Below are 23,208 nucleotides of genomic sequence, written 5' to 3'. Positions count from 1 at the left end.
ATGCAACGTTACTTTATTTCCGCGCCATATCAAAGCGGTGAAATCCGGTTAGCAGGGGAAGCTTTTCATCATATGATTCGTGTCATGCGGATGAAGCCAGCAGAAGAAGTATATCTGGTTTATGAAGATCAGATTGCTATTATTGCCCAAATCACCGCCGTCGAAGAAAATGCGGTCGTTTTAAGGGAAGTCGCTAAAGAAATGCAAAATAAAGAATTACCTCTTTTGGTTACAATTGCCAGTGGTTATCCAAAAGGCGATAAGTTGGAATGGATTGTCCAAAAAGGAACTGAACTGGGTGCCTATGAATTTATTGGCTTTCCTGCTCAAAGTTCGGTTGTAAAATGGGATGAAAAAAAATTAGCAAAGAAAAAACAACGTTTAACAAAAATTGCCCAAGAAGCTGCTGAGCAATCACAACGGCAATTAACGCCAAATGTCGAACTTTTAGCTAATGAAGGGCAATTGTGGGACAAATTAGCAGAATACGACGGAATTGTCGTAGCTTATGAAGAGTCTGCTAAAGAAGGGGAAAAGGCCCAATTGGTTCAAATTTTGCAAGAATTGCCAGCTGGCAGCCGCTTACTTGCAATTTTTGGCCCAGAAGGTGGGATTACACCTAGTGAAATAGAAAAAATGCGTGCAGCTGGTGGTAAATTATGCGGTCTAGGTCCACGGATTTTACGAACAGAAACAGCCCCCTTATACTTACTAAGTGCGATTAGTTATCAGTGGGAATTATTGTAAAGAGGTGAGCTTATGAAAGTTAGTGAGATTATCAGTTTACGTTTGGTTGATCCGACGATGACAGACTGGGATTTTAAAGATCAACTTTTGTCATTACAGAACAAGCCTTTAAAAGAAATTGTTGTCTTGCCTAATCATTTGGAGCGGGCAAAACAGCTTCTAGCGAAGACATCCATTGAAATTGGTACGGTAATTGACTATCCTTTAGGCAATGGTACGATTGCAAAAAAAGCTTTTGAGGTTGGCAAAGCATTTCAAAGTGGCGCTGATTTTTTGGAAATTACTGTTTCACCTACGATGCTCATTCAACAAAGTGCAAAAGCAAAAGAACTAAACAAAACATTACAATCTTTAGCAATGGCGTGGGGTGAAATACGCCTCCGGGTAGACAGCCGCAACTTAAAAGAATTGCAAAAAATCGAAATTGCCCAACAAATTAAAGAGTTGGGCTGGCACCATTTAATCTTAGGTGAAGGGGATTCTTTTGATAATGCCAAGCACGATGCGACAATTTTTGATTATGACGCGGGTAAAACTGTCAAACTACAAATCAATTTGACCAGTGTAACAAGCGAACAGCTTCAAGAGTTAATTTTAAGTGGCGCTGATAGTTTTGGTGTTTTAACTTTAGCCAATTTGGATTTAACGGCAGAATTAAGGGAGTTTTAAGCAAGTTTTAAGCAATTGAAATCTCGCTAGTTTCTAGTGTATAATAAGCCTAATTATTCGCAAAGTACCGCTTTATTGTCGGTACTTTTCTTCATAAAATGAAAAATAATTTAAGCCAAAATTTAGCGAGTTTAAATTAAAGTTTGCTTGTTTTTTTTTAGCGGTTTTTGAGGATATTAAGGCGAAATTTTGAATAATTCGACGTAGTAAATCAAGACTTCGCCTTAGTAGCTAAAAATGATTTTTTACAAAGTTTTTCAAAAGAAAAGAGGTATGCTTGTGGCAAAAGATGAAATCGTAACAGGCCCCGGTGTGATTCGTTTAGTTAGTCAATATATGAGCCCAGAACATGTGGCCTTTGTGCAAAAAGCATTGGATTATGCCACGGAAGCTCACAAGGAACAATTTCGTAAATCTGGCGAACCTTACATTATTCACCCCATTCAAGTTGCGGGGATTTTAGCTGAATTGCATATGGACCCACATACCGTTGCAACAGGATTTTTGCATGATGTGGTAGAAGATACACCCATAACTTTAGCCGATTTGACACGGGATTTTGGTAGTGATGTGGCGATGTTAGTAGATGGCGTCACAAAACTGGGGAAAATTAAATACAAATCCCATGAAGAACAACTAGCTGAAAATCACCGTAAAATGTTGATTGCCATGGCACAAGACTTGCGAGTTATTATGGTCAAATTGGCAGATCGCTTGCACAATATGCGAACATTAAAACATCTGCGAGAAGACAAGCAGCGCCGAATTGCCAAAGAAACATTGGAGATTTATGCGCCGTTAGCACATCGTTTGGGGATTAGTCGAATTAAATGGGAACTAGAAGATACGGCTTTGCGGTATTTGAACCCACAGCAATATTACCGTATCGTTCATTTAATGCAATCAAAACGAGATGAACGGGAAGCTTACGTGGCCGAAACAGTGGAAGAAATTCGGGTGGCCACAGAAGAGTTAGACATTTACGCGGAAATTTATGGTCGTCCCAAACACATTTACTCCATCTATCGCAAAATGGTAGATCAAAAGAAAAAATTTGAAGAAATTTATGACTTGTTGGCAATTCGCGTAATCGTAGATACGATTAAAGACTGTTATGCTGTTTTAGGGACCATTCATACAAAATGGAAGCCGATGCCAGGTCGGTTTAAAGATTATATTGCGATGCCAAAAGCCAATATGTATCAGTCGTTACACACGACTGTTATTGGTCCTAAAGGCAATCCTGTTGAAATTCAAATTAGAACCCATGAAATGCATGAAATTGCAGAGTTTGGGGTAGCAGCACACTGGGCCTATAAAGAAGGTAAGACAGACAAAGTAAAACCAGATAAAATGACGAACCAAATTAGTTGGTTTAGAGAAATTTTGGAACTACAAGATGAAAGCTATGACGCTTCAGAATTCATGGAAGGTGTTAAGGGGGACATTTTTAGCGATAAAGTTTACGTCTTTACACCAAAAGGGGATGTAACGGAATTACCCCAAGGATCTGGACCACTAGACTTTGCCTACAGCATTCATACAGATGTTGGCAATAAGACCACTGGTGCAAAGGTCAATGGCAAGATGGTGCAGTTGGATTATAAACTGAAAAACGGTGATATCGTTGAGATTCTAACTTCACCGAATTCTTTTGGACCGAGTCGTGACTGGTTAAAATTTGTTGCCACAAGTAAAGCCAAAAATAAAATTAAACGCTTCTTTAAAGCACAAGATCGAGAAGAAAATGTGCAAAAAGGCCATGATGCAGTGTATAAGACATTGCAAGAAATGGAATTTTTACCAAAAGATTATATGAACAAAAACAAAATGGCGGATCTTTTGGAACGTTTTAATTATCAATCAGAAGATGATTTGTATGCTGCTGTTGGTTATGGTGAAGTTAGTCCGACAACTGTCGCAAATCGCTTAACAGAAGAAGAACGCCGTCAGAAAAAAGAAGAAAAAGAAAAGCAAAAAGTGCAAGAAATGATGAATCAGCCGGCGACTAAAAAAGAAGACCGTATGAAAGTTCGTCATGATGGCGGTATCGTGATTGAAGGCGCAGATAATTTACTTATTCGAATCAGTCGTTGTTGTAATCCAGTGCCAGGCGATGATATCGTCGGCTATATCACCAAAGGTCGGGGAATTTCGATTCATCGCCGGGATTGTCCCAATGTCAACACTCCAATGGCTGAAAAACGGCTCATTGAAGTAGAGTGGGAAGATACTTCCAATAATTCTAAAGAATACGATGCCGATCTAGAAATTTATGGTTACGATCGTTCGGGTCTTTTAAATGATGTCTTGCAAACAGTTAACGCTATGACCAAACGCCTGCAAAGTGTAGAAGCCAAATCAAATAAAGATAAAATGGCAACGATTCGCATTACCGTGGGTATTCAGAACTTAACACATTTGAAACAGATTGTTGATAAAATCAAACAAATTCCTGAAGTTTACAGTGTCAGACGAACAAAGGGGTAGAAAATGAGAGCAGTTATACAGCGGGTAAAATCAGCCAGCGTGGCAATTGATGAAAAAATCGTTGGAGAAATTAATCAAGGGTTTATGATTTTACTTGGCATTCATGAAGAAGATACAAAAGAAGATGTGGACTATTTAGTGCGTAAAGTTGCCATGATGCGTGTTTTTGAAGATGAAGCAGGTAAGCTGAATTTAAGCATTGATGCTATTTCTGGTAGTATTTTGAGCATTTCACAATTTACGTTATATGCTGATACAAAAAAAGGAAATCGTCCGAGTTTTGTCAAAGCGGCGCGGCCAGAGCAGGCCATTCCGTTGTATGAGGCATTTAACGATGGTTTGCGTCAAAAGGGACTTAAGGTAGAAACGGGTGAATTTGGCGCCGATATGCAAGTTTCTTTAATCAATGATGGGCCGGTAACCATCATTATGGATACGCGGGACAAATAAATAAAAGACCAGCCCAAAAAATCTTTTAGATTTTTGGGCTGGTCTTTTTGATTATCAAGTAAAAGGAAAATTAAAATGAGCCTAGTGATAGCGGGCATAATAGCTTCTTAAAATATCCAAAGGGTCAACGTCTGCTTTTTGTAAGATTACAGGTGAAAATTTTTTGTCTGGAAAAGTGACAGCTGGGCTGCTTTTTTTTATCTGTGTATCTACAATGACGCCATAAGCGATAAAATAAATTTTTTCTCTGTCGTCTCCTAAGGGAAGTTTTAGCGTCAATTGCTTTTTTTGACAGAATTCATTGCGCTGCAGCAGGTAATGATAGAAATGTTGGCAAAGTTCTAATTGCTCTTTTATCAACTGAGCGTGTTCAAAATTTTGCTGCTTGGCGCTGTAAGCAATGCGGGCGTTTAATAAATTGAACAAGTTTGTCTTTTTACCGGCAAAAAATTGTTGGCAATTTTTTAGACGCTCTGAGAGTGGTGTTTGTTCCACTGTGGGCAATTGTTGAAGAATCATTTTTTTTGTTACATTATTTACATTCGGCAACAAGTACGTTTCTGATAGTAACGCTAAAATTTGTGGCAGTTTTTTATATTGACGAAATGGGCCCAAGCTGGTTTTAGTGGGGACATCAGTTAAGATAGGCCCCGTTTTAGTAAAGTCAACGTAACAATAATTTTGATAATAGTTCATAATGCGATTGTAATGGGGATGAATTTCTTGGATTAGGCGACATTCCAATAATAGTGCATCTAATTCTGTATCAACTGGACGAATTTCTAAATCAGCAATATTGAAAATCATACGTTGGACTTTTTTGGTATGTTGTTGATTTTTTTGAAAATAAGAGCGAACGCGTCGCTTTAAATTTTTCGCTTTACCGACATAAATAATAGCGCCATGGGTATCTTTCATTAAATATATTCCGGGTGTTTCTGGTAATTTTTTTAGTTTATCTTGTAAAGTCATTATTTCGTCTTTTTTTTTTATTTTTAGTGGGTTTAGTATAACGTAAAAAAGAAATTTAGCCAAAAACATAAGAAGAGTAATTCTTCAACATTCAAGGTACAATAACAATGAGGTGAAAAAGATGGAAACTATTGTGATGGATCGTTTTACTTGTAGCAGCCATGATTTTGTCGTTGGTCGCATTAAAGCCGGCGTTTGTTATATTGGTACGGCAGCGGTAGCAAAAAAAGAGTTGACGAAGTTTTTTAAAGGCTGGCCGATAACAGAAGATATTGGGAGCAGTCAGGACGTAAAAGAACAATTAACAGCATATTTTAATGGTCAATTAGAAGAATTTAATTTTCCTTTGGCTTTTGTGGGAACCGATTTTCAAAAGCAAGTGTGGCAAAAATTAGTAACGGTCCCTTATGGTAAGACCATTGCCTACAGTGAATTAGCACGACAAGTCGGTAATGAAAAAGGCGTGCGGGCAGTAGCCAATGCTGTCGGTCGTAATCCGATTATGATTGTTGTACCTTGTCACCGCATTATTGGAAAGAACGGGCGCTTAACGGGCTATCGTGGCGGAATAGAGATGAAAGTTGCGCTATTGCGGCAAGAAGGAATATCTGAATTTGCATATTAAAATTTTTTTAAGGAAATGAAAAGACAAGAAACCAACGTTGTATTATAATTAATTTATTATCATGTAAACACTTTAATTTTAATATATACGATGGGAGGAGAACAAATGGCAACTGTTGGCACTTATTCACATCAGGCTATTAACCCTGATAATCATTTATTCTCAAGCTTTAAAACAATGGTGGAGTCTGTTTTTTATGGAAACAATGTTACGCTGGTAAAAGATTTAGCCACCGCTTATGACTTAGCAAAAAATGTTCCTGGCGCAGTCATCACGGATATGCCAGTCATTCACACTAAAGAGTTAGGCTTACCACAAGATGCAAAGGTGATTGTTTTTAATGACGGCAAAATCACTGGGCGTACCGCTGCTGCAAGACGTGTGATTGGGCAACCTGGAATTGATCGCACTTTTTATGAAGGCGTTTTGCGTCAAGCTTTGTATGACGGGCAGCATCACAACTTTTACCGCGGTGAAGTTTTAGTTGGCTTAGATCCGGAGTTTATGGTCAAGGGACATTTGTTATTGCCCGAAGGCTATGAAACCAACTTTTATTCTTATCTACTAAATTTTCAAATTTTAACCAATGAATTTCAAGAGTTGTACGCAACTTCAATTGAGTATCCGGAAAATGATATTTATTTGTACGCAGATCCTACATGGACACATCCGGATTTCCCACATGGATTAGCGTTATTTGATCCAGAACATAACGTCGCTGCTGTTTTGGGTTTGAATTATTTCGGAGAACTAAAAAAAGCTACGTTGACGCTGGCTTGGGCAACAGCACACCGCAATGGTTTTGTCGCATGTCACGGTGGTATGAAACAATATCATAAAGATGACAGCAAGTTTACAATGGCTGCTTTTGGTCTTTCTGGTTCAGGTAAATCAACAATCACTCTAGCCAAACACGGGGATAAATATCAGGTGGATGTCTTACATGATGATGCTTTTGTCATCAACAAAGAACACGGGTCGACAACGGCATTAGAGCCGGCTTATTTCGACAAAACGCAAGACTATCCACTGGAAGATGAGGCAGTAAAATATTTTCTGACTTGCCAAAATGTAGGGGTAACATTAGACGATGAAGAAAAGAAAGTAATTGTTACACAAGATATTCGCAATGGTAACGGCCGTACGGTTAAGTCGCGTTATGTCACACCAAATCGCGTCGATCATTTAAAAGAAGCAGTTGATGCAATTTTTTGGATTATGAAAGACGATAGTTTACCACCGATTGTTAAAATCGATGATCCAACATTAGCGGCAGTTTTTGGCTTAACGCTTGCAACAAAGCGGACGACAGCAGAAAATGTCGTCGGCAATGTTGATTTGGACAAATTGGTAATTGAACCTTTTGCCAATCCGTTCCGCTGCTATCCATTAGGTCAAGATTATGCTGATTTTCGAGAAATTTTTGCAAACGAAAAGACAGACACTGCTTGTTATATTTTAAATACCGGATTTTATAAAGGCAAAAAAGTTAAACCTCAAGATACATTAGGGGCGATTGAAAAAATTGTAGAGGCAACTGCCGATTTTATACCATTTGGTCCTTTGGAAAATATGAGCTATTTGCCAATTGAAGGCTTTGAGGTGGACTTTACAGATCCAACCTATCTCACACAATTGAAAGTGCGGATGCAAGGACGCCTTGATTTTATCTTGGCGCAAACTAAAGAAAATGAAGGTTATAATGCTTTACCAGAGGAAGTTGCAAAAGTTATGGAGAAATTAATGGAGCAAATAGTCTAAGTAAAAATGAAAATCCGCTAAAGATCGTTTTCTTTGCGGATTTTTTTTGCGGTTGCATTATCAAGAGGCTACAGATTTTTACCGATAAAAATTCATTTTACCAATATCAGTGTAAAGGAACTTTTTTTGGATAAATTTACAAATTGGCTTTTGGTAAAGAGTACCAGTAGAGTGATTACTAAGATTTAGTCAAAGGATTAAATCAGGCTTACCGTCTTTTACTCGTCAATAGATAGCTATTTTTACAATCATTATGAGGGAAATGGAGTGAAAAAAATGCTTTATGAAAAAAATAATCGCCGTGAAGCGGAATATTTAGAACCAATCTTTGGAACTAGAGATGAAGATGAAATGTTACCTTCTTATAAACTAGGAGAACAATCAGTGGAACCGCGGGTGGCCTACCAAATGATTAAAGATGATTTGTTAGATGAAGGAAAATCGCGCTTAAATTTAGCCACTTTTTGCCAAACCTATATGGAGCCAGAAGCGGTCAAATTAATGAGTGAGACGTTAGATCGTAATGCCATTGACAAGTCCGAATATCCTCGGACTGCCGAAATTGAAAATCGCTGTGTCAATATAATTGCAGATTTATGGCATGGACAAGAAAATTTTATCGGGACTTCTACGATCGGTTCTTCCGAGGCGTGTATGTTAGCGGGGATGGCGATGAAGTTTTCATGGCGTAAACGGGCTGCAAAACTAGGCGTGGCGCTTGAAAAAAGAAAACCCAATTTAATTATTTCGTCAGGTTATCAAGTTTGTTGGGAGAAATTTTGTGTCTATTGGGACATTGAGCTTCGGGAAATACCATTGACAGCTGATTGTCTTTCTTTAGATATTGAAAAAGCAATGGCTGAAGTTGATGAATATACCATTGGCGTCGTAGGAATTTTAGGTATTACCTACACAGGTCAATACGATGATATAGAAAAACTCGATGCAAAATTAACAGAATATAACAAACAGACAGAACACAAGGTTTATATCCACGTAGATGCAGCTTCAGGGGGATTGTATGCACCTTTTGTAGAACCAGATTTAAAATGGGACTTTCAATTAGAAAATGTTATCTCAATTAATGCATCAGGTCATAAGTATGGATTAGTTTATCCTGGTGTTGGTTGGGTGGTATGGAAGAATAGATCATTTTTACCAGAAGAATTAATTTTTAAGGTGAGCTACTTAGGTGGTGAGTTGCCAACGATGGCAATCAATTTTTCCCATAGCGCTGCACAGTTGATTGGACAATACTATAATTTTGTACGCTTTGGCTTTAACGGCTATCAAAGTATCCACAAGCGCACCCATGATGTTGCCATGTACCTAGCAGAAAAATTAAAAGAGTCGCATCAATTTGAATTGATTAATGACGGTAAGCAATTACCGCTTGTGTGTTATCAGTTACACCCCGACGAAAAACGGCAGTGGACACTTTATGATTTGTCTGATCGCCTATTAATGAAAGGCTGGCAAGTTCCAACCTATCCTTTGCCGAAGTCTTTAGACAATCAAGTAATTCAGCGGATTGTAGTTCGGAGTGATTTTGGGATGAATATGGCGCATGATTTTATTGAAGATTTAAAGGCGGCCATCACAGAGTTAGAGCAGAGTCATTTGGTTTTTCACGAAAAAACTGAACGGAAAAATTATGGCTTTACTCATTAAAGATGCGCAAATTATTTGAAAAGTATAAAAGTATTTTTTACCAAAAAAGTAATGCGAGTTAAAAAAGAATCTGTTATACTAAGGAAAAGCGTTTTCAGAAAGGGTGCTTATTTTGGCAAAGAAATTACCATTGGCATTAAGTTCAGATATTCGTGGAATTGCAGTAGCAACAACAGATTTTATGGCAAATTTGACACCAGTAGAGATGGAAGAAATTGCAGCAGGGCTGATTCAATTTTTACAAAATAAAGGCTTAGCGCAAAAATATAAGAGCAAAAAATTACGGGTAGGAATTGGACGAGATAGCCGGATTAGTGGTCCAGAGTTGAAAAAAGCTTTTGTTGCTGCTTTACAAAAGCAAGGAGTAAATGTGATTGATTTTGATCTTGCAACGACCCCAGCAATGTTTATGAGTACGCAATTTGCACAATTTAACTGTGATGCGGGCATTATGCTGACTGCAAGTCACTTACCTTATTATTATAATGGTGTAAAAATCTTTACCAAAGCCGGCGGTGTAGAAGAAGAGGATATTCGCTACATCATGGCCCATCCTGAAATTCATGAAAATAATTTTGAAGGAACCTATCAAACTGCGGACTTGATTTCTATATATAGTGCTGATTTGGTTGCAAAAATAAAAGCTGCAACCAAAGACTTTGGTGAAAAACCATTAACAGGCTGGCATATTGTTGTAGATGCCGGCAATGGGGCAGGTGGCTTTTTTGCAGAAAAAGTCTTGCAAGTTCTAGGTGCCGATACAAGTGGTTCGCAATTTTTAAACCCTGATGGGAATTTTCCCAACCATATCCCAAATCCGGATAATAAAGAAGCAATGGCCAGCATCAAAGCTGCTGTTTTAATACAAAAAGCTGATTTAGGAGTAATTTTTGATACGGATGTAGATCGAGCGGCTTTAGTAGGGCCAAATGGCGCTGTCTTAAATCGGAATAATCTAATTGCGGTATTAAGTAAAATTATTTTGACCCAACATCCTGGAGCGACAATTGTGACGAATTCTCCAACGAGTGACCACCTAAAAGATTTCATCGTTTTACAAGGAGGGCAACAGGTTCGCTACATTTCGGGATATAAAAATGTGATTAATAAAATGATTGCTTTAAATGCAGAGGGGATTGATACACAGTTAGCTATTGAAACGAGTGGACATGCCGCCTTTAAAGAAAACTATAATTTAGATGACGGTGCGTATGTTGTTGCTAAAATTTTGATGATGTTACCTCAATTAAAAGCACAAGGTCAAACAATCACCGATTTGATTGACCAGTTAAACCAACCAGCGGAAACTTTAGAAATTCGGCTAAAAATTAATGAAAGCAATTTTAAAGTTTATGGTCAAGAAGTGATTGACGCGTTAAGAGCAGCCGATTTTGTCGGATTTAAAGAAGATAAGGAAAACGAAGAAGGGGTGCGCTTGACCCTGAGTGAACCTTATGGTGCAGGCTGGCTTTTATTACGACTAAGTTTGCATGAACCATTGTTGGTTTTACAAGTAGAAAACGATGAAGTGGGCATGATTGAAAAAGTTTTGCCGGTTTTACGTGAGTTTTTTGCTACATTTACGGAATTGGACTTGGCACCTTTTGACAAAAAATAACTTCTGTCTGGATAACGCTTGCAAAATTTGTCAAACTTGGGTAAAACTAAAGATGAAAAGGTTTTAGTCAAAGGGGTAAGAAAAATGATAGGTTGGGTTTTAGTTGGTGCAACAGTAATCACGTATGGGAGTAATTTTTTAGCATATCGTTATTTGAAAAATCGGCCCAGTGATTGGTTTGAAAAAATAGCGTTATACTTTGGCGTTAATATGAGTGTCTTATTTGCTGATGGAATATTTTTATTTATAGCCAAATTAGTGGAAGAGGGCATTTTATTAATTGAATAAATTATAATAGACATAATAAATGACTGTGCCAATATTTTTGGCACAGTCATTTATTTTAGCTAGACGGTGTTTTATAAGTAACTTCAATCGTGACCTTGTATCAGTCTAAATTAGCTAAGTTATTTTTAAATCAGCAGTCAGAACTTGCGACAAAAACTAAAATGCGCTAACGTGATACTAGCGAGTATTTTAAACGAATGTGTCTGATAGGAGGATATCATGGCAAAAATTATGGTAGTAGAAGACGAAGGAGTCATTCGTCAGTTAATTATGGAAGAGTTAAAAAAGTGGCAATTTGATGTCTTTGGCACCACCAATTTTGAAAATGTTTTTAGTGATTTTAGTGAAGAAGAACCACAATTGGTTTTATTAGATATTAATTTGCCAGTTTTTGATGGCTATTACTGGTGTCAAAAAATTCGTGAAGTTTCTAAGGTGCCGATTATTTTCATTTCGAGTCGCAATACGAATATGGATATGATTATGGCCATGAACATGGGGGCAGATGACTTTGTTACGAAACCTTTTGAATTGGATGTCTTGGTCGCAAAAATTAATGCTTTGTTACGACGTTCCTACAATTATTCCGAAGCAAATGCTGAAACGTTGGTCCACAATGGTTTAACGTTGAATGTGGACAACAGTACCATGATGATTCACGATGAAGTAATTGACTTGAGTAAAAATGAATACCGGCTGTTGTACATCTTAATGAAGAATAATGGCAAAATTTTATCCCGTGAAAAATTGCTGCGGGCGTTGTGGGATGATGAACGTTATGTTGATGATAATACGTTAACCGTGAATATTAATCGCCTGCGTCGAAAAATTGAACAGGCTGGTGTGAAAGACTACATTGAAACTAAAGTAGGACAAGGTTATATTGTTCCGTAAGTTATTTTTTCCCCGGTACAACAGGTCAGAATTTCAAATTTAGGAGCTAACATGAATTTTTTAAAATATTTAAAAGATCAATGGTTATTAGTTTTTGGCTGGGTCGGTTTTGTCTTTTTAACGGCATTTGTGATGTGGTTAACACCAGGATTTCAGATGAGTTGGCGCAATGTTGGCTATTTGGCCTTAATCGAAGGGGTATTTTTTGCGGTAATTCTAATTTATCATTATTATTATAAGCGTCGCTGGTGGCAAAAATTACAGTCTGCCGAAGAAGAAAGTCCCATTCAAAATTATTTAACTGGGGCAAGAACTTACGAAGAACAAGTACAACAAGACTTCATTAACCAAATTATTCGGGAACATCAAGTCCATATGCAAAAAATAATAGCGGCCCAAGAAGAGCAAAAAGACTATATCGACTCTTGGGTTCATGAAATTAAAGTCCCATTAGCAGCTAGTCGTCTTTTGCTACATGCAGTAGAATTTGATATTTCTGATGAAAAATATATGCAATTAGAAAATGAATTAGGCAAAATTGATGGCTATGTTGAACAAGTTTTATACGTTGCTCGCTTGGATAATTTTTCAAAAGATTATTTAATTGAGGAAACGAAGTTAAAGAGTGTGATACAGCCAATTATGCGGAGCAATGCCAACTATTTTATTCAAAAGAAATTGCGGTATCAAGTTATTGGTGAAAATCATAGTGTGCTAACTGATGCGAAGTGGATTGGCTTTATTTTTCAACAGCTGTTAAGTAACGCGATTAAATATACGCCGGAAAATGGTGAAATTTTCATTTTACTCGATAAATCTGATAAAGGGGTAACTTTGACAGTAAAAGACAGTGGAATTGGGATTCCCAAAGAAGATTTACGCCGTATTTTTGATAAAGGTTTTACTGGCCAAAACGGTCGCTTTTCTGAAATGCATGCAACAGGCTTGGGGCTTTATTTAGCGCAAAATTTGGCAAATCAGTTGGGCGTAGAATTAACAGCGGAATCAACCGTAGGAGTTGGCACAGCCATGACATTGTTCTTTCCGTATGTCTCTTATTATCAAGAACAGCGCTAAACTCGTAGGAAACTGCGAGTTTTTTCTTGTTTGCAAAACGTTTTCACTGCTACACTGATTGGGTGTCTTTTTAGATTATATAGATTGAGGAGAATGTCAATGGCTTTATTAGTAGCTTTAGTACCAATGTTTGCTTGGGGCAGCATTGGATTAGTAAGTGGAAAATTAGGTGGCGATGCCAATCAACAAACCCTTGGAATGACGATGGGAGCGTTTATTTTTTCACTGGGAATCTTTTTTGTTATGCGACCAAGCATTGATATGTTAACAATTATGATTGGTTTTATTTCAGGCTTGTTTTGGTTTGTGGGACAAAATGGCCAGTTTCATGCCATGAAGGCCATGGGCGTTTCAGTTGGCTTACCACTTTCAACAGGGATGCAATTGATGCTAAATACAATTGCTGGGGCTATTTTCTTTCATGAATGGCGTCATGGGCGAGATTTTATTCTAGGATTTTTAGCTTTGGCATTATTAGTAGCGGGAGCTTACTTAACTTCCCGTAAAGATCCCAATGGTAAAAGTAAACCAGAAGCCGGTATGAAAATGTATGATTTTGGCAAGGGGTTTCGTTTCTTGTTTATTTCGACAATTGGCTATGGTCTTTATACGATTATCATTACTTGGGCTGGACTTGATCCTTTAGCAATTATTTTACCTCAAAGTATTGGGATGTTAACTGGTGCGTTATGTTTTTCAGCGCGAAAAGTTGCCTTTGATAAATATGTCTGGCGCAATATTACTTCGGGCCTTTTGTGGGGGATCGGAAATATTTGTATGCTGTTATCCATTCAAACCGTTGGCCTAGCGGTCGGATTTTCGTTATCACAAATGGGGATTATCATTTCGACTTTGGGTGGAATTTTCTTATTAGGTGAACACAAGACGAAAAAAGAAATGTTTTATGTCATTATCGGTTGCCTTCTTGTTATTTTTGGTGGTATTCTTTTAGGATATATGAAGGCTTTATCTTAAAAGTCGACTAAAAGAAATATCGTTAAATTATGAGGGGGAGCCCAATGAATTTTCGCAAAAAAGAGATTGAAACAGGTTATGCTAATGACCTAAAGCGTAATCTGCAGCTAAAAGATTTAATTATGCTGGGAATTGGCGCTATTATCGGAACGGGGATTTTTGTGATTACGGGGGTGCCAGACGCCAATCATGCTGGTCCGGCATTAACGTTATCTTTTGTTTTAGCAGCGGTAGTAGTGGGTTTATCAGGACTTTGTTTTGCTGAATTTTCAGCGCGTATTCCTGTTATCGGCGGACCATATGCCTACATGTATGTTGTCTTTGGTGAATTTGCCGCTTGGTTTACAGGCTGGTTTTTAATTTGTGAGTTTTTATTAGCTGTTTCATCAGTCGCTTCTGGTTGGTCAGGTTATATGCAGGGATTTTTGGGTAGCTGGGGTATTCATTTACCCAAGGGGCTAACAGCTGGATATAATGCTGCAAATGGCACATATATCGACTTGATTGCTGCATTGGTGATTGTTTTTATTACTTTTTGGGTGAGCCAAGAAGCAAAAAAAGCATTACGCTTAAACAATGCGATGGTGTGGGTGAAATTTTTCATTATTATTTTATTTATTGCGGTTGGAATCTTTTATATTAAACCCAATAACTGGACACCGTTTATGCCGAATGGTGCCAGTAGTGTTTTTCGCGGATCATCTTTAGTTTTCTTTGCCTTTTTAGGGTTTGATTCAGTGGCAATGGCAGCAGAAGAAGTGAAAAATCCGCAGAAGGATGTACCAAAAGGAATTATTGGCTCTATTGGTATTGCAACTATTTTATATATTATTGTAACGTTGATTTCGACTGGGGTTGTACCATTTGCTAAGTTACAAGTATCTGATCCAATGGCGTTTGTGATGCGTTATGCCGGACACGGCTTTTTAGGTTCTGTAATTTCTGTGGGGGCCATTTTAACACTACTAACGGTAACAATTTCAATGATGTATTCTTTAGCGCGTTTATTGTATGCCATAAGCAAAGATGGTCTTTTACCAAAGCAAATGCAAAAAATTGATCAAAAAACGCGTACACCAAAAAATGCGACTTTTGTCGCGGGAGCCTTTGCATTATTCTTTGCCGCTGCTTTTCCGTTGCAGATTTTGGCGGAGTTGACGAACATTGCCGCCTTGGTTTACTTAATGATGGTTTCTGGTGGTATTTTGAAATTACGGAAAGAATTTGGTAAACCAGAAAAAGGCCAATTTGCAGTGCCCTTTGTACCCTTGTTGCCAATTTTATCGGTGCTGGCTTGTATCTTTTTAATTGCACAGTTTAGCGTGACCACGTATCTTGTTTTTGCTGTAACGTTAGTATTAGGTTTAGCAATTTACTTTTTCTATGGGTATCGCAACAGTAAGATGAACAACGAATAAATTGAAAAGATGTCAAAAACTTCCAAATTAAGTAGGGAGTTTTTGACATCTTTTTTCATTTTAGCTAGAAAATTTATGATTTTGGATAAACGAGTAGGCGGTCTTGATTTAAGATCTTAATTTGAATCGGCCGTTCATAAAAGTCATTTAAAACAGGCACGGTGATTAATTCAGCGGGTGTTCCTTTGGCATAAATTTGACCATTGCGAATCATTAGGACTTGTGAAATAAATGGTAAAATTTCTTCGGTGTGGTGGGTGACAAATAAAATCGTTGGGGCATTTTTTTGCTGTTTTAGTTTGGTAATCTTTGCTAATAAGTCTTCTCTTGCAAATAGATCCAGACCATTACAAGGCTCATCTAAAATTAAAAGCTCGGGGTCAGCCATGAGGGCGCGGGCAATTAAAACAACTTGTTTTTCTCCTTGGGATAAAATTTGATAAGGCTTTTGCAGCAGTTGGCCGCCTCCTAATGTGGTTAATAGGGCAGCTGCTTTTTCTTCATCTGCCCGATTGTGTTCTTGCCATAAGCCAATACTGGCAAATTTACCAGAGATGACGATGGAAAGTGCAGTGTCACTTTGATACAATTTTGCCTCTACGACATTGCTGACCCAGCCGATCCGTTTTGTTAAATTAGGTATATTTGCTTTCCCAAATTCAGATTCCAAAACAGTTAGTTTACCATTTGACGGCCAAATATTTCCGGCAATCATTTGCAATAATAATGTCTTACCAGCGCCATTTAAGCCTAAAATAGCCCAATCTTCGCCATTTTCAATTCTCCAGTTGATATTATTCAATAAAACTTTTTGTTTACGAATTAAATTGACTGCTTCAAAACTTAAAATTGTCATGGTAAGCCCACCTTTTAATTAGCAGAATTTTCCTACAATTTAATGATAGCAGAGGTAGCAACGTTTGGCTATCATAAAAAAATATGCACAAGTAAAAGAAAATACTGCAGTGCAGCTGTAGCGATGCAGCTGTATTTTGCAGAGGGTTTTAAGCTGTTATGTGAAATAAAAAAGTACTAAAGAAGAAAGTTCAACTGACTTTTTTTCTTTAGCACTCAGGTAGCTTATCAAAAATTATTTTTCGCTTTGGGTTAATTCCAAGAGGCGTTGTTTTAAATCAGCCTCCATATGGCCCAATTCCACTTCAGCGGCGCGGCGTTTTTCTTTACCTTCTCGTTGAATTTGTAAGGTTTGTTGGATAGTTTCGACTAAGTCGTTTTGAGTTTTTTGCAAGGTCTCAATATCCACAATGCCACGTTCGTTTTCCTTAGCTGTTTCAATTGCAGAAACTTTTAACATTTCAGAGTTTTTCTTCAACAATTCATTGGTTGTTTCAGAAACTTGACGTTGTGCTGTTACAGCATCTTTTTGACGTAATAGGGTCAAGGCAATCACAACTTGGTTTTTCCACAATGGAATAGCTGTATTAACAGACGCTTGGATCTTTTCTGCTAATGCTTGGTTGGTATTTTGAATTAAACGAATTTGCGGTGCTTGTTGGATCGTGATTTGACGCGCTAAACGCAAATCATGGGTTCGTTTATCCAAACGGTCTAAAAATTGATTATAGTCATTGACGATTTGGACATCCATTTGATCACCGGATGCTTGTGCTTTGGCTACTGCTTCTGGGATAATTTTGGTTTGTAATTCTTCCATCTTTAATTCACCAGCGGCAATGTAAAGATTTAAGGCATCAAAATAATCTTTGTTTTTATGGTAAAGTTGCTCCAACATTAAGTTATCTTTTAATAAGCCATCTTTTTCTTTGTCCAATTTAACGGCAATTTTATCAATTTGGGCCCCGATTTTTTGATACTTGGCCGTAATTTCATAAATTGATTGTTTTACTTTGCCAAACATTCGTTTAAAAACATTACCCTCCCCAGCTCTTAAATCGTCAGGATTGGCTTCGTTTAAACGATACATTAAATCTGTCAACGAATCGCCAACAGGACCAATATCCGCTGCTTGCACGTGATTTAACATGGATTGAGAAAACTCGCTTAATTTTTGTTGTGCTACTGCGCCGTAAGTAATAACGCCTTGTTGATCGCTAACATCGATTTTTGCAGCAAGCTCTTGTGCTTGTACTTTACGATCTTCTGGGAGTTTATCGACAAGCCGCTCTGCTTTTTGTTGGTCTTTCAAAACGTTAATTTCGTTTTGCTGTGTCTGTGTTAAAGAACCTACTGGTGTAGTAAAAGGATTGTTTAATAAATCGTCTAGTGTTTGATCGACGTTTTGTTGTGTTTCGGGTGTATCCGCCATGTTCATTCCTCCAATATTAAGTCATTGACCTAAATAAGTGTTTAATAAAAAATCTAGCTTGCGCTAGATTTTTTTCTGTAAGCGCCTGCTTACAAACTATTATCTCTTTTTAAGCTTTGTTTGGCAATGGAAAGCTCTACATCTAAATCCTCTAAATCATCAGCGACAAATTGTTGATAATCTTTTGCAATTAACGCCGCCATTTGATCGATAATTTGGGAGCTTTCTTCAATTTTTTCATATGTTTCTTTTGTTTTAATTTCATGACCATTGATTTCAATAAATTTGTCCGTTAAATCAACCATGTTTGGCAAATGGGTGTATAAAAAGTGATTAGCAAAATGCAATTTTTGTGGATCTTTCACCAACTCTTTAAACAACGCTTTTGATGCCCGTAAAGTATCATGCCGCAGGTCAATGGCTTTTAACTTGGCATTTTTATTAATATTTGTCTGTAATTGTAAAACTTGTTTTTTTGTTTGGTTCATTGTTTCTCGGAAAAATTCAATTTCTTTTTCTGTCATGCCACTTTCTAAGTAATGTGCTTCTTTTTCTTTGGTCATAATTGGCAATGCAGAAGGACTATTACTGCGACGACGATTTTTCACGCCGTAAATAATCAAAGCTGCCCCACCTACGACAAGTACAAATGGGATAAGTTCATCTGAATTGCCGGATTTTAGTAAACCAAATAGTAGTAAACAAGCGATAATTACCAGTAAGAGCGTGCTGGTTTTCTTCTTCATTTTTTTACCCTCCTATAATTTGGGTGATTTATCTTTTAAAGGTCTTCCCTTAACTTCACGAGTTCATTTTACCACGGGGGAAGGTGGAAAAAAATCAGACCAAGGGTGGATTTTTGCGATTTAGAAAATTCATAAGATTTATTATCGCAATCTTAAGTTTCCCGTTCGTGAAATTGTGTATAATAGTATTTAGTTTTGATAAACAACAAGTTCTTTTTTTGACTTGGTTTGTGTGTTGCTTTGCTTAAGCAAAGAGTAAATAAATATTACGGATAGAAAGTAGGGATAAGATGCTTTCCTTTGCAGATTTTGAAGAAAAAACAATTCAACGAAAAGAATTATTTCACGGCAAAATCATTGATGTCTTTTTAGACGATGTTGCTTTACCCAATGGCGGCACAGCCAAACGGGAATTAGTGTTTCATCCTGGCGGTGTGGGGATTATTGCCATTACGCCAGAAAATAAGTTGCTTTTGGTGAAACAATTTAGAAAACCTTTGGAAAAAGTTATTTTGGAAATTCCTGCCGGTAAAATTGATCCTGGTGAAGGAAGCCACCCTGAAATTACGGGTGCGCGGGAATTGGAAGAAGAAACTGGTTTTACTGCTAAAGAAATGAAGCACGTTGGTTCCATGTATTTGTCACCGGGCTTTTCAAATGAAATGCTACATTTGTATCATGCAGTAGATTTAATTAAAGTAGAAAATCCACGAGCACAAGATGACGATGAGGTGCTGGAACTATATGCCTTGACCCTTTCAGAAGCAAAAGATGCAGTGAAAAAAGGTTTAATTTGTGATGCCAAAACGATGTATGCTATTACCTATTGGGAATTATTACAGAAATGAGGAGCGTAAGTGAGTAAAGGTCCATTAATTACCCGCAGTGAATTGCGCCGTCAAAAGGAAAAGGCTGGTATTGTAGAAGAATTTGATGCACCGGTGCGGGAAAAAAACACGATGAAGTTACAAAAAGAATACGACCGCAAAGATGAAAAAATTAAAAACTTCTATCGTAAAGAGGCGAAAAGACAAAAAGAACTAACAAAAACGAGAAGTGGCGAGTCCCGCAAATCCCGTGAACTAAACAGTTTTTTAGTGGGGGCGATTATTGTCGTCTCATTATTAATCGGCGTTGTCTTATTAGCAACCTTCTTTTTATAGTTAGCACAAAGTAATAAGTTGAAATCATGGAATGCCGTTTAGGCTACTTGGTTTCAACTTTTTTTAGGATAAGTTGACCGAGTAGATAAAGCTTTTCAAAGTGTCTAGCTTTATGAACTAACTCGCAACGACAATAAGTCAAAATCTTGAAAAATTTGAAGAACAATTTATCAAGACTTTCGTCTTATTGCTCGCGAGTTGACCGAGTACATAAAGCTTTTCTTATCGAGTGAAATTTTTTTTAGAAACTGGTACTATTAGGCTAAATAATAGAAGTAAAAGCTGGAGGAATTTGTGTGAAAATTGGAATTATCGGTGCTATGGAAGAAGAAATTAAAATTTTGCGAAGCGCCATTGACAGTCCACTGTCTTGGGAGAGGGCGGATGCTTTGTTTATCTCTGGCCGCATTGGCAATCATGAAGTTATTGTTGTACGGTCTGGTATTGGCAAAGTGGCAGCCTCTGTCACAACGAGTCTATTGATTCAGCAATATGGGGTAAATATGGTTGTTAATACTGGTTCGGCTGGCGGAATCGGAGCCGATCTTAGTGTCGGCGATTTAGTAATTTCCGAAAAATTAGCTTACTTTGATGTCGACGTTACCGGTTTTGGTTACAAGAAAGGCCAATTACCGGGGGGCTTTCCCCTTTATTATGATGCTAGTGCTTATTTGCAACAAGTTATGACTGAAGCAGCAGAAAAAACAGCGCATCGAATCAAAAAGGGCTTGATTGTAACCGGAGACAGTTTTATCGACAGTCCGACTAAGGTGGATGCTATTTTAAATGATTTTCCAACAGCCTTAGCTTGTGAAATGGAAGGCGCGGCAATTGCTCAAACGGCCAGTCAGTTTGCTATTCCGTTTCTTGTAGTGCGGGCTATTAGCGATACTGCTGATCACAGCGCTACAATTAGCTTTGATGAGTTTATCGAAGAAGCAGGCAAACGTTCGGCAGAACTTGTTTTAGAATTTATTCGCATTTTAAAATAAGGTAGGAAGATTGCGTCAAAAAGACTGGAGGCATAAGATGAAAAAAGCGTTAATTTCAATTGACTACACCAATGATTTTGTCGCAACAGATGGCAAATTGACCACGGGTGCAGCTGGTCAAGCAATTGAACAAAAGTTGGTAGAATTTACCAAAGATTTTATTGAAGCGGGCAACTATACTGTATTTGCCATTGATGCCCATGACCCAAATGATGCGTATCATCCAGAGAATAAGTTGTTTTTGCCCCATAATGTAATTGGAACGACTGGGCGAAATCTTTATGGCAGCTTGAATTCCTTATACGAAAAAAATAAAGATGCTGCAACGGTTTATTGGATCGATAAAAGACATTACTCTGCTTTTAGTGGTACCGACTTGGATATACGTTTGCGAGAAAGAGAAATTACTGATTTGTACTTAACAGGGGTTTGTACAGACATTTGTGTTTTGCACACCGCAGTAGATGCGTATAATCTGGGCTATCAGTTACACATTGTAAAAGATGCAGTGGCAAGCTTTGATGAAGTGGGACATAACTGGGCGTTAACACACTTTCAAAATACGCTAGGAGCAGAGCTTTTATAGCTAAGTGAAGGAGAAAAAGATGAGTATTTTTGATCGTTTGAAAGACGGCTTTGATTTAGCCGATATCAGCGGCATTATTGGTGACTTGCAAAAAGAGGGCAATTTGAACTTTGATAAAATTCTAAGCAACGATTTTATTAAACAATTTACGGACTTTAACAATAAAGATGAATTGTTAGATAAGTTGGGGATTCATGATTTAAGTCAACTAAGTAATTTGCTACAAAATTCTGCTGCAAAAGAAAAAATTGACGGTGTTATTAACCATAACTCACAGTTTGCAAATTTAGAAGAACTATTAAAAAAAGCCTTAAAACGTTAAGCTATCTCAAAAAAACTCAGTGGAAAGTCAGCTAAAACTAGCTGTTACGATCACTGAGTTTTTCACGTATAAGAAAGCATAAGTTTTTTTAGCAGTAAAACATTAAAGGGGCAGTTCTGACGATGGCCATTCTTTCAAAGGAACTCACTGTGACAATCAGGCAAAACTTCAAGAAATTTGGGAAATAATTTATTGAAGTTCGCCTTATTGCAGGTGAGTTCCATGCGTTTGAGGAGCTTTTCTGAATTTTTATTGTTGTAAAAACCGTAGTAAAGCATCCTTTTGCAAATAAGGTATAGTACCATCGCCTTTTGTAGGTGAACCACCACCGCGTCCGGCAAATTTTTGGTTGGCAGTCCGAATTACTTGGCCAATTGGACGCTTTGGATCAGCTGTTTTTAAGTATAAATGATAGCGTAAACTATTCTCATCACTTGTGGCGGTACAAATCAGCTTATCAGGATAAATTTCGGCTATTTTTTTTGCCGCTGTTTGTAATTCTTTTGCTTCGGTGTCAGTTATTTCACTGTAAATGAAATGTGGTGTCAGTTCTTTGGCATTTGCCACCAACTCATTTACTTGATAAAGCGCAACTTGCCCTTGATAAAACTTGATTGTTTGTTGTTGTTCTTGGAAAGCTAAAGCTAGCCCATCAACAGGAACGTTAGCTTGTAGTGTCAATGCCGTCAATTGTTTTTGATTTGTTTCAAATTGTTGCAACAAACGATTACCACAAGCAAAATGCAAGGTAGTTGTTTTTTTGTGCTCTTTTACTTGCGTTAAAGCAATAGCTTGCACTTCGGCAGTATTTTTCACATGAGTACCACCACAACCAATAATATCAAAATCGGCAATTTTTATTAGTCGGAGATCTTTAAAGTATTTTGGTGGCGCGGTAAAGAGCGTTTCTTTTGCCAATTCTTCTTCAGTGGGAAATAGAATACTGACTTGTTTTTGTGCCCGAATAATTTCGTTGCTCCGTTTTAAAGCCGTTTGCAATTGTGTTTTATCAAGTTTCACATCAATTTCAAAAAATGAATCTTTTAATGTCATTTGTTCTTTTGTGATTCTTGCTTGAAATAGATCTTCGCAAACTCGGGCTAAAATATGTTGGCCGGTATGTTGCTGCATGAAGTCAAAGCGTTGCTCCCAATTTATTTTGACAAGAACTTTTTCAGGCAATGTCTCAACGTCAATGTCGAGATAATAAAATACACTGTCTGCTGTTTTTTGTATTTTTAAAATAGGATTGCCCGCAATCCAAGCACAATCAGCCGGTTGACCGCCACCACCAGGATAGACGACAGTTTCCCTTAAGCAGACAAAATTGCCAATTTCATCTTTTCCGCGTTCTGTAATAGTTGTTTCAATTTCAGTTAAATAACTATTTTGTGCGTATTTTTCCAAAGTAGATCACCTCTTTTAAAGTTGTTAAAAGAGCAATAAGTTAAACGTAT

General features: G+C 37.6%; 23 protein-coding genes. 18 read left to right on the top strand and 5 right to left on the bottom strand.

The window, feature by feature from the left end:
- From K4422_RS07820 to dtd, 4 genes are all read left to right on the top strand, one after another.
- Window positions 1-747 (top strand): 16S rRNA (uracil(1498)-N(3))-methyltransferase, encoded by a 747-nt coding sequence (locus K4422_RS07820; protein ID WP_230710342.1) that lies wholly within the window; start codon window positions 1-3, stop codon window positions 745-747.
- Between the two features lie 12 nt (window positions 748-759).
- Complete coding sequence (locus tag K4422_RS07815) at window positions 760-1,416, top strand: deoxyribose-phosphate aldolase (RefSeq protein WP_230710340.1); 657 nt, start codon at window positions 760-762, stop codon at window positions 1,414-1,416.
- Window positions 1,417-1,695: 279 nt separating this feature from the next.
- Window positions 1,696-3,906: a RelA/SpoT family protein gene (locus K4422_RS07810; RefSeq protein WP_230710338.1), complete on the top strand. Its 2,211-nt coding sequence runs from the start codon at window positions 1,696-1,698 to the stop codon at window positions 3,904-3,906.
- Between the two features lie 3 nt (window positions 3,907-3,909).
- The gene (dtd, locus tag K4422_RS07805) at window positions 3,910-4,356 is read left to right on the top strand and encodes a D-aminoacyl-tRNA deacylase (RefSeq protein ID WP_230710337.1); all 447 of its coding nucleotides are present in this window, start codon (window positions 3,910-3,912) and stop codon (window positions 4,354-4,356) included.
- An 81-nt stretch (window positions 4,357-4,437) separates the two neighbouring features.
- Here dtd and K4422_RS07800 read toward each other — a convergent pair whose 3' ends face one another.
- Window positions 4,438-5,328: a GIY-YIG nuclease family protein gene (locus K4422_RS07800; protein WP_230710335.1), complete on the bottom strand. Its 891-nt coding sequence runs from the start codon at window positions 5,326-5,328 to the stop codon at window positions 4,438-4,440.
- A gap of 121 nt (window positions 5,329-5,449) precedes the next feature.
- On the opposite strand from K4422_RS07800, the gene K4422_RS07795 reads away from it, so the two are divergent.
- The 9 genes from K4422_RS07795 (at window position 5,450) to K4422_RS07755 (ending at window position 15,655) form a co-directional block, all read left to right on the top strand.
- Window positions 5,450-5,953, top strand: coding sequence for a methylated-DNA--[protein]-cysteine S-methyltransferase (locus K4422_RS07795; RefSeq protein WP_230710329.1), 504 nt, complete (start codon window positions 5,450-5,452; stop codon window positions 5,951-5,953).
- 105 nt (window positions 5,954-6,058) lie between these two features.
- Window positions 6,059-7,714, top strand: a complete 1,656-nt coding sequence (locus tag K4422_RS07790; protein WP_230710327.1) for a phosphoenolpyruvate carboxykinase (ATP) — start codon at window positions 6,059-6,061, stop codon at window positions 7,712-7,714.
- A 276-nt stretch (window positions 7,715-7,990) separates the two neighbouring features.
- On the top strand, window positions 7,991-9,385 hold the full coding sequence (locus K4422_RS07785; RefSeq protein ID WP_230710325.1) for a glutamate decarboxylase: 1,395 nt from the start codon (window positions 7,991-7,993) through the stop codon (window positions 9,383-9,385).
- 112 nt (window positions 9,386-9,497) lie between these two features.
- Window positions 9,498-11,003, top strand: coding sequence for a phosphomannomutase/phosphoglucomutase (locus K4422_RS07780; protein ID WP_230710323.1), 1,506 nt, complete (start codon window positions 9,498-9,500; stop codon window positions 11,001-11,003).
- An 84-nt stretch (window positions 11,004-11,087) separates the two neighbouring features.
- A complete protein-coding gene (locus tag K4422_RS07775; RefSeq protein ID WP_206902225.1) occupies window positions 11,088-11,291 on the top strand; it encodes a hypothetical protein in 204 nt (67 codons plus the stop codon).
- A 219-nt stretch (window positions 11,292-11,510) separates the two neighbouring features.
- Window positions 11,511-12,185, top strand: a complete 675-nt coding sequence (gene sapR, locus K4422_RS07770) for a two-component system response regulator SapR (RefSeq protein WP_206902226.1) — start codon at window positions 11,511-11,513, stop codon at window positions 12,183-12,185.
- 51 nt (window positions 12,186-12,236) lie between these two features.
- On the top strand, window positions 12,237-13,262 hold the full coding sequence (gene sapS, locus K4422_RS07765) for a two-component system sensor histidine kinase SapS (RefSeq protein ID WP_230710320.1): 1,026 nt from the start codon (window positions 12,237-12,239) through the stop codon (window positions 13,260-13,262).
- Window positions 13,263-13,361: 99 nt separating this feature from the next.
- Window positions 13,362-14,237, top strand: coding sequence for a GRP family sugar transporter (locus tag K4422_RS07760; protein ID WP_206902228.1), 876 nt, complete (start codon window positions 13,362-13,364; stop codon window positions 14,235-14,237).
- A 44-nt stretch (window positions 14,238-14,281) separates the two neighbouring features.
- On the top strand, window positions 14,282-15,655 hold the full coding sequence (locus K4422_RS07755; RefSeq protein WP_206902229.1) for an amino acid permease: 1,374 nt from the start codon (window positions 14,282-14,284) through the stop codon (window positions 15,653-15,655).
- Between the two features lie 73 nt (window positions 15,656-15,728).
- Here K4422_RS07755 and K4422_RS07750 read toward each other — a convergent pair whose 3' ends face one another.
- From K4422_RS07750 to K4422_RS07740, 3 genes are all read right to left on the bottom strand, one after another.
- Complete coding sequence (locus K4422_RS07750) at window positions 15,729-16,511, bottom strand: ABC transporter ATP-binding protein (protein WP_230710318.1); 783 nt, start codon at window positions 16,509-16,511, stop codon at window positions 15,729-15,731.
- A gap of 234 nt (window positions 16,512-16,745) precedes the next feature.
- Window positions 16,746-17,942 carry a toxic anion resistance protein gene (locus tag K4422_RS07745; RefSeq protein WP_206902231.1) on the bottom strand — a complete coding sequence of 399 codons (1,197 nt, stop codon included), beginning with the start codon at window positions 17,940-17,942 and terminating at the stop codon, window positions 16,746-16,748.
- 89 nt (window positions 17,943-18,031) lie between these two features.
- Window positions 18,032-18,688 carry a 5-bromo-4-chloroindolyl phosphate hydrolysis family protein gene (locus K4422_RS07740; protein ID WP_230710316.1) on the bottom strand — a complete coding sequence of 219 codons (657 nt, stop codon included), beginning with the start codon at window positions 18,686-18,688 and terminating at the stop codon, window positions 18,032-18,034.
- A 290-nt stretch (window positions 18,689-18,978) separates the two neighbouring features.
- On the opposite strand from K4422_RS07740, the gene K4422_RS07735 reads away from it, so the two are divergent.
- The 5 genes from K4422_RS07735 (at window position 18,979) to K4422_RS07715 (ending at window position 21,751) form a co-directional block, all read left to right on the top strand.
- On the top strand, window positions 18,979-19,536 hold the full coding sequence (locus K4422_RS07735) for an NUDIX hydrolase (protein WP_230710314.1): 558 nt from the start codon (window positions 18,979-18,981) through the stop codon (window positions 19,534-19,536).
- A gap of 9 nt (window positions 19,537-19,545) precedes the next feature.
- A complete protein-coding gene (gene macP, locus K4422_RS07730) occupies window positions 19,546-19,851 on the top strand; it encodes a cell wall synthase accessory phosphoprotein MacP (protein WP_206902234.1) in 306 nt (101 codons plus the stop codon).
- A gap of 296 nt (window positions 19,852-20,147) precedes the next feature.
- Window positions 20,148-20,843, top strand: coding sequence for a 5'-methylthioadenosine/adenosylhomocysteine nucleosidase (locus K4422_RS07725; RefSeq protein WP_230710311.1), 696 nt, complete (start codon window positions 20,148-20,150; stop codon window positions 20,841-20,843).
- Window positions 20,844-20,880: 37 nt separating this feature from the next.
- On the top strand, window positions 20,881-21,429 hold the full coding sequence (locus K4422_RS07720) for a cysteine hydrolase family protein (RefSeq protein ID WP_230710309.1): 549 nt from the start codon (window positions 20,881-20,883) through the stop codon (window positions 21,427-21,429).
- Between the two features lie 19 nt (window positions 21,430-21,448).
- Complete coding sequence (locus K4422_RS07715; protein ID WP_230710308.1) at window positions 21,449-21,751, top strand: hypothetical protein; 303 nt, start codon at window positions 21,449-21,451, stop codon at window positions 21,749-21,751.
- 249 nt (window positions 21,752-22,000) lie between these two features.
- Here K4422_RS07715 and K4422_RS07710 read toward each other — a convergent pair whose 3' ends face one another.
- Window positions 22,001-23,158: an alanyl-tRNA editing protein gene (locus tag K4422_RS07710; RefSeq protein ID WP_230710306.1), complete on the bottom strand. Its 1,158-nt coding sequence runs from the start codon at window positions 23,156-23,158 to the stop codon at window positions 22,001-22,003.
- Window positions 23,159-23,208 lie beyond the last annotated feature (50 nt).

Source organism: Enterococcus sp. SMC-9, assembly GCF_021011285.1.
In the GTDB taxonomy this organism is placed as follows: Bacteria; Bacillota; Bacilli; order Lactobacillales; family Enterococcaceae; genus Enterococcus_C; species Enterococcus_C montenegrensis.
Note: the sequence above shows the minus strand (reverse complement) of the source record. Positions and strands in the feature narration are given on the sequence as shown.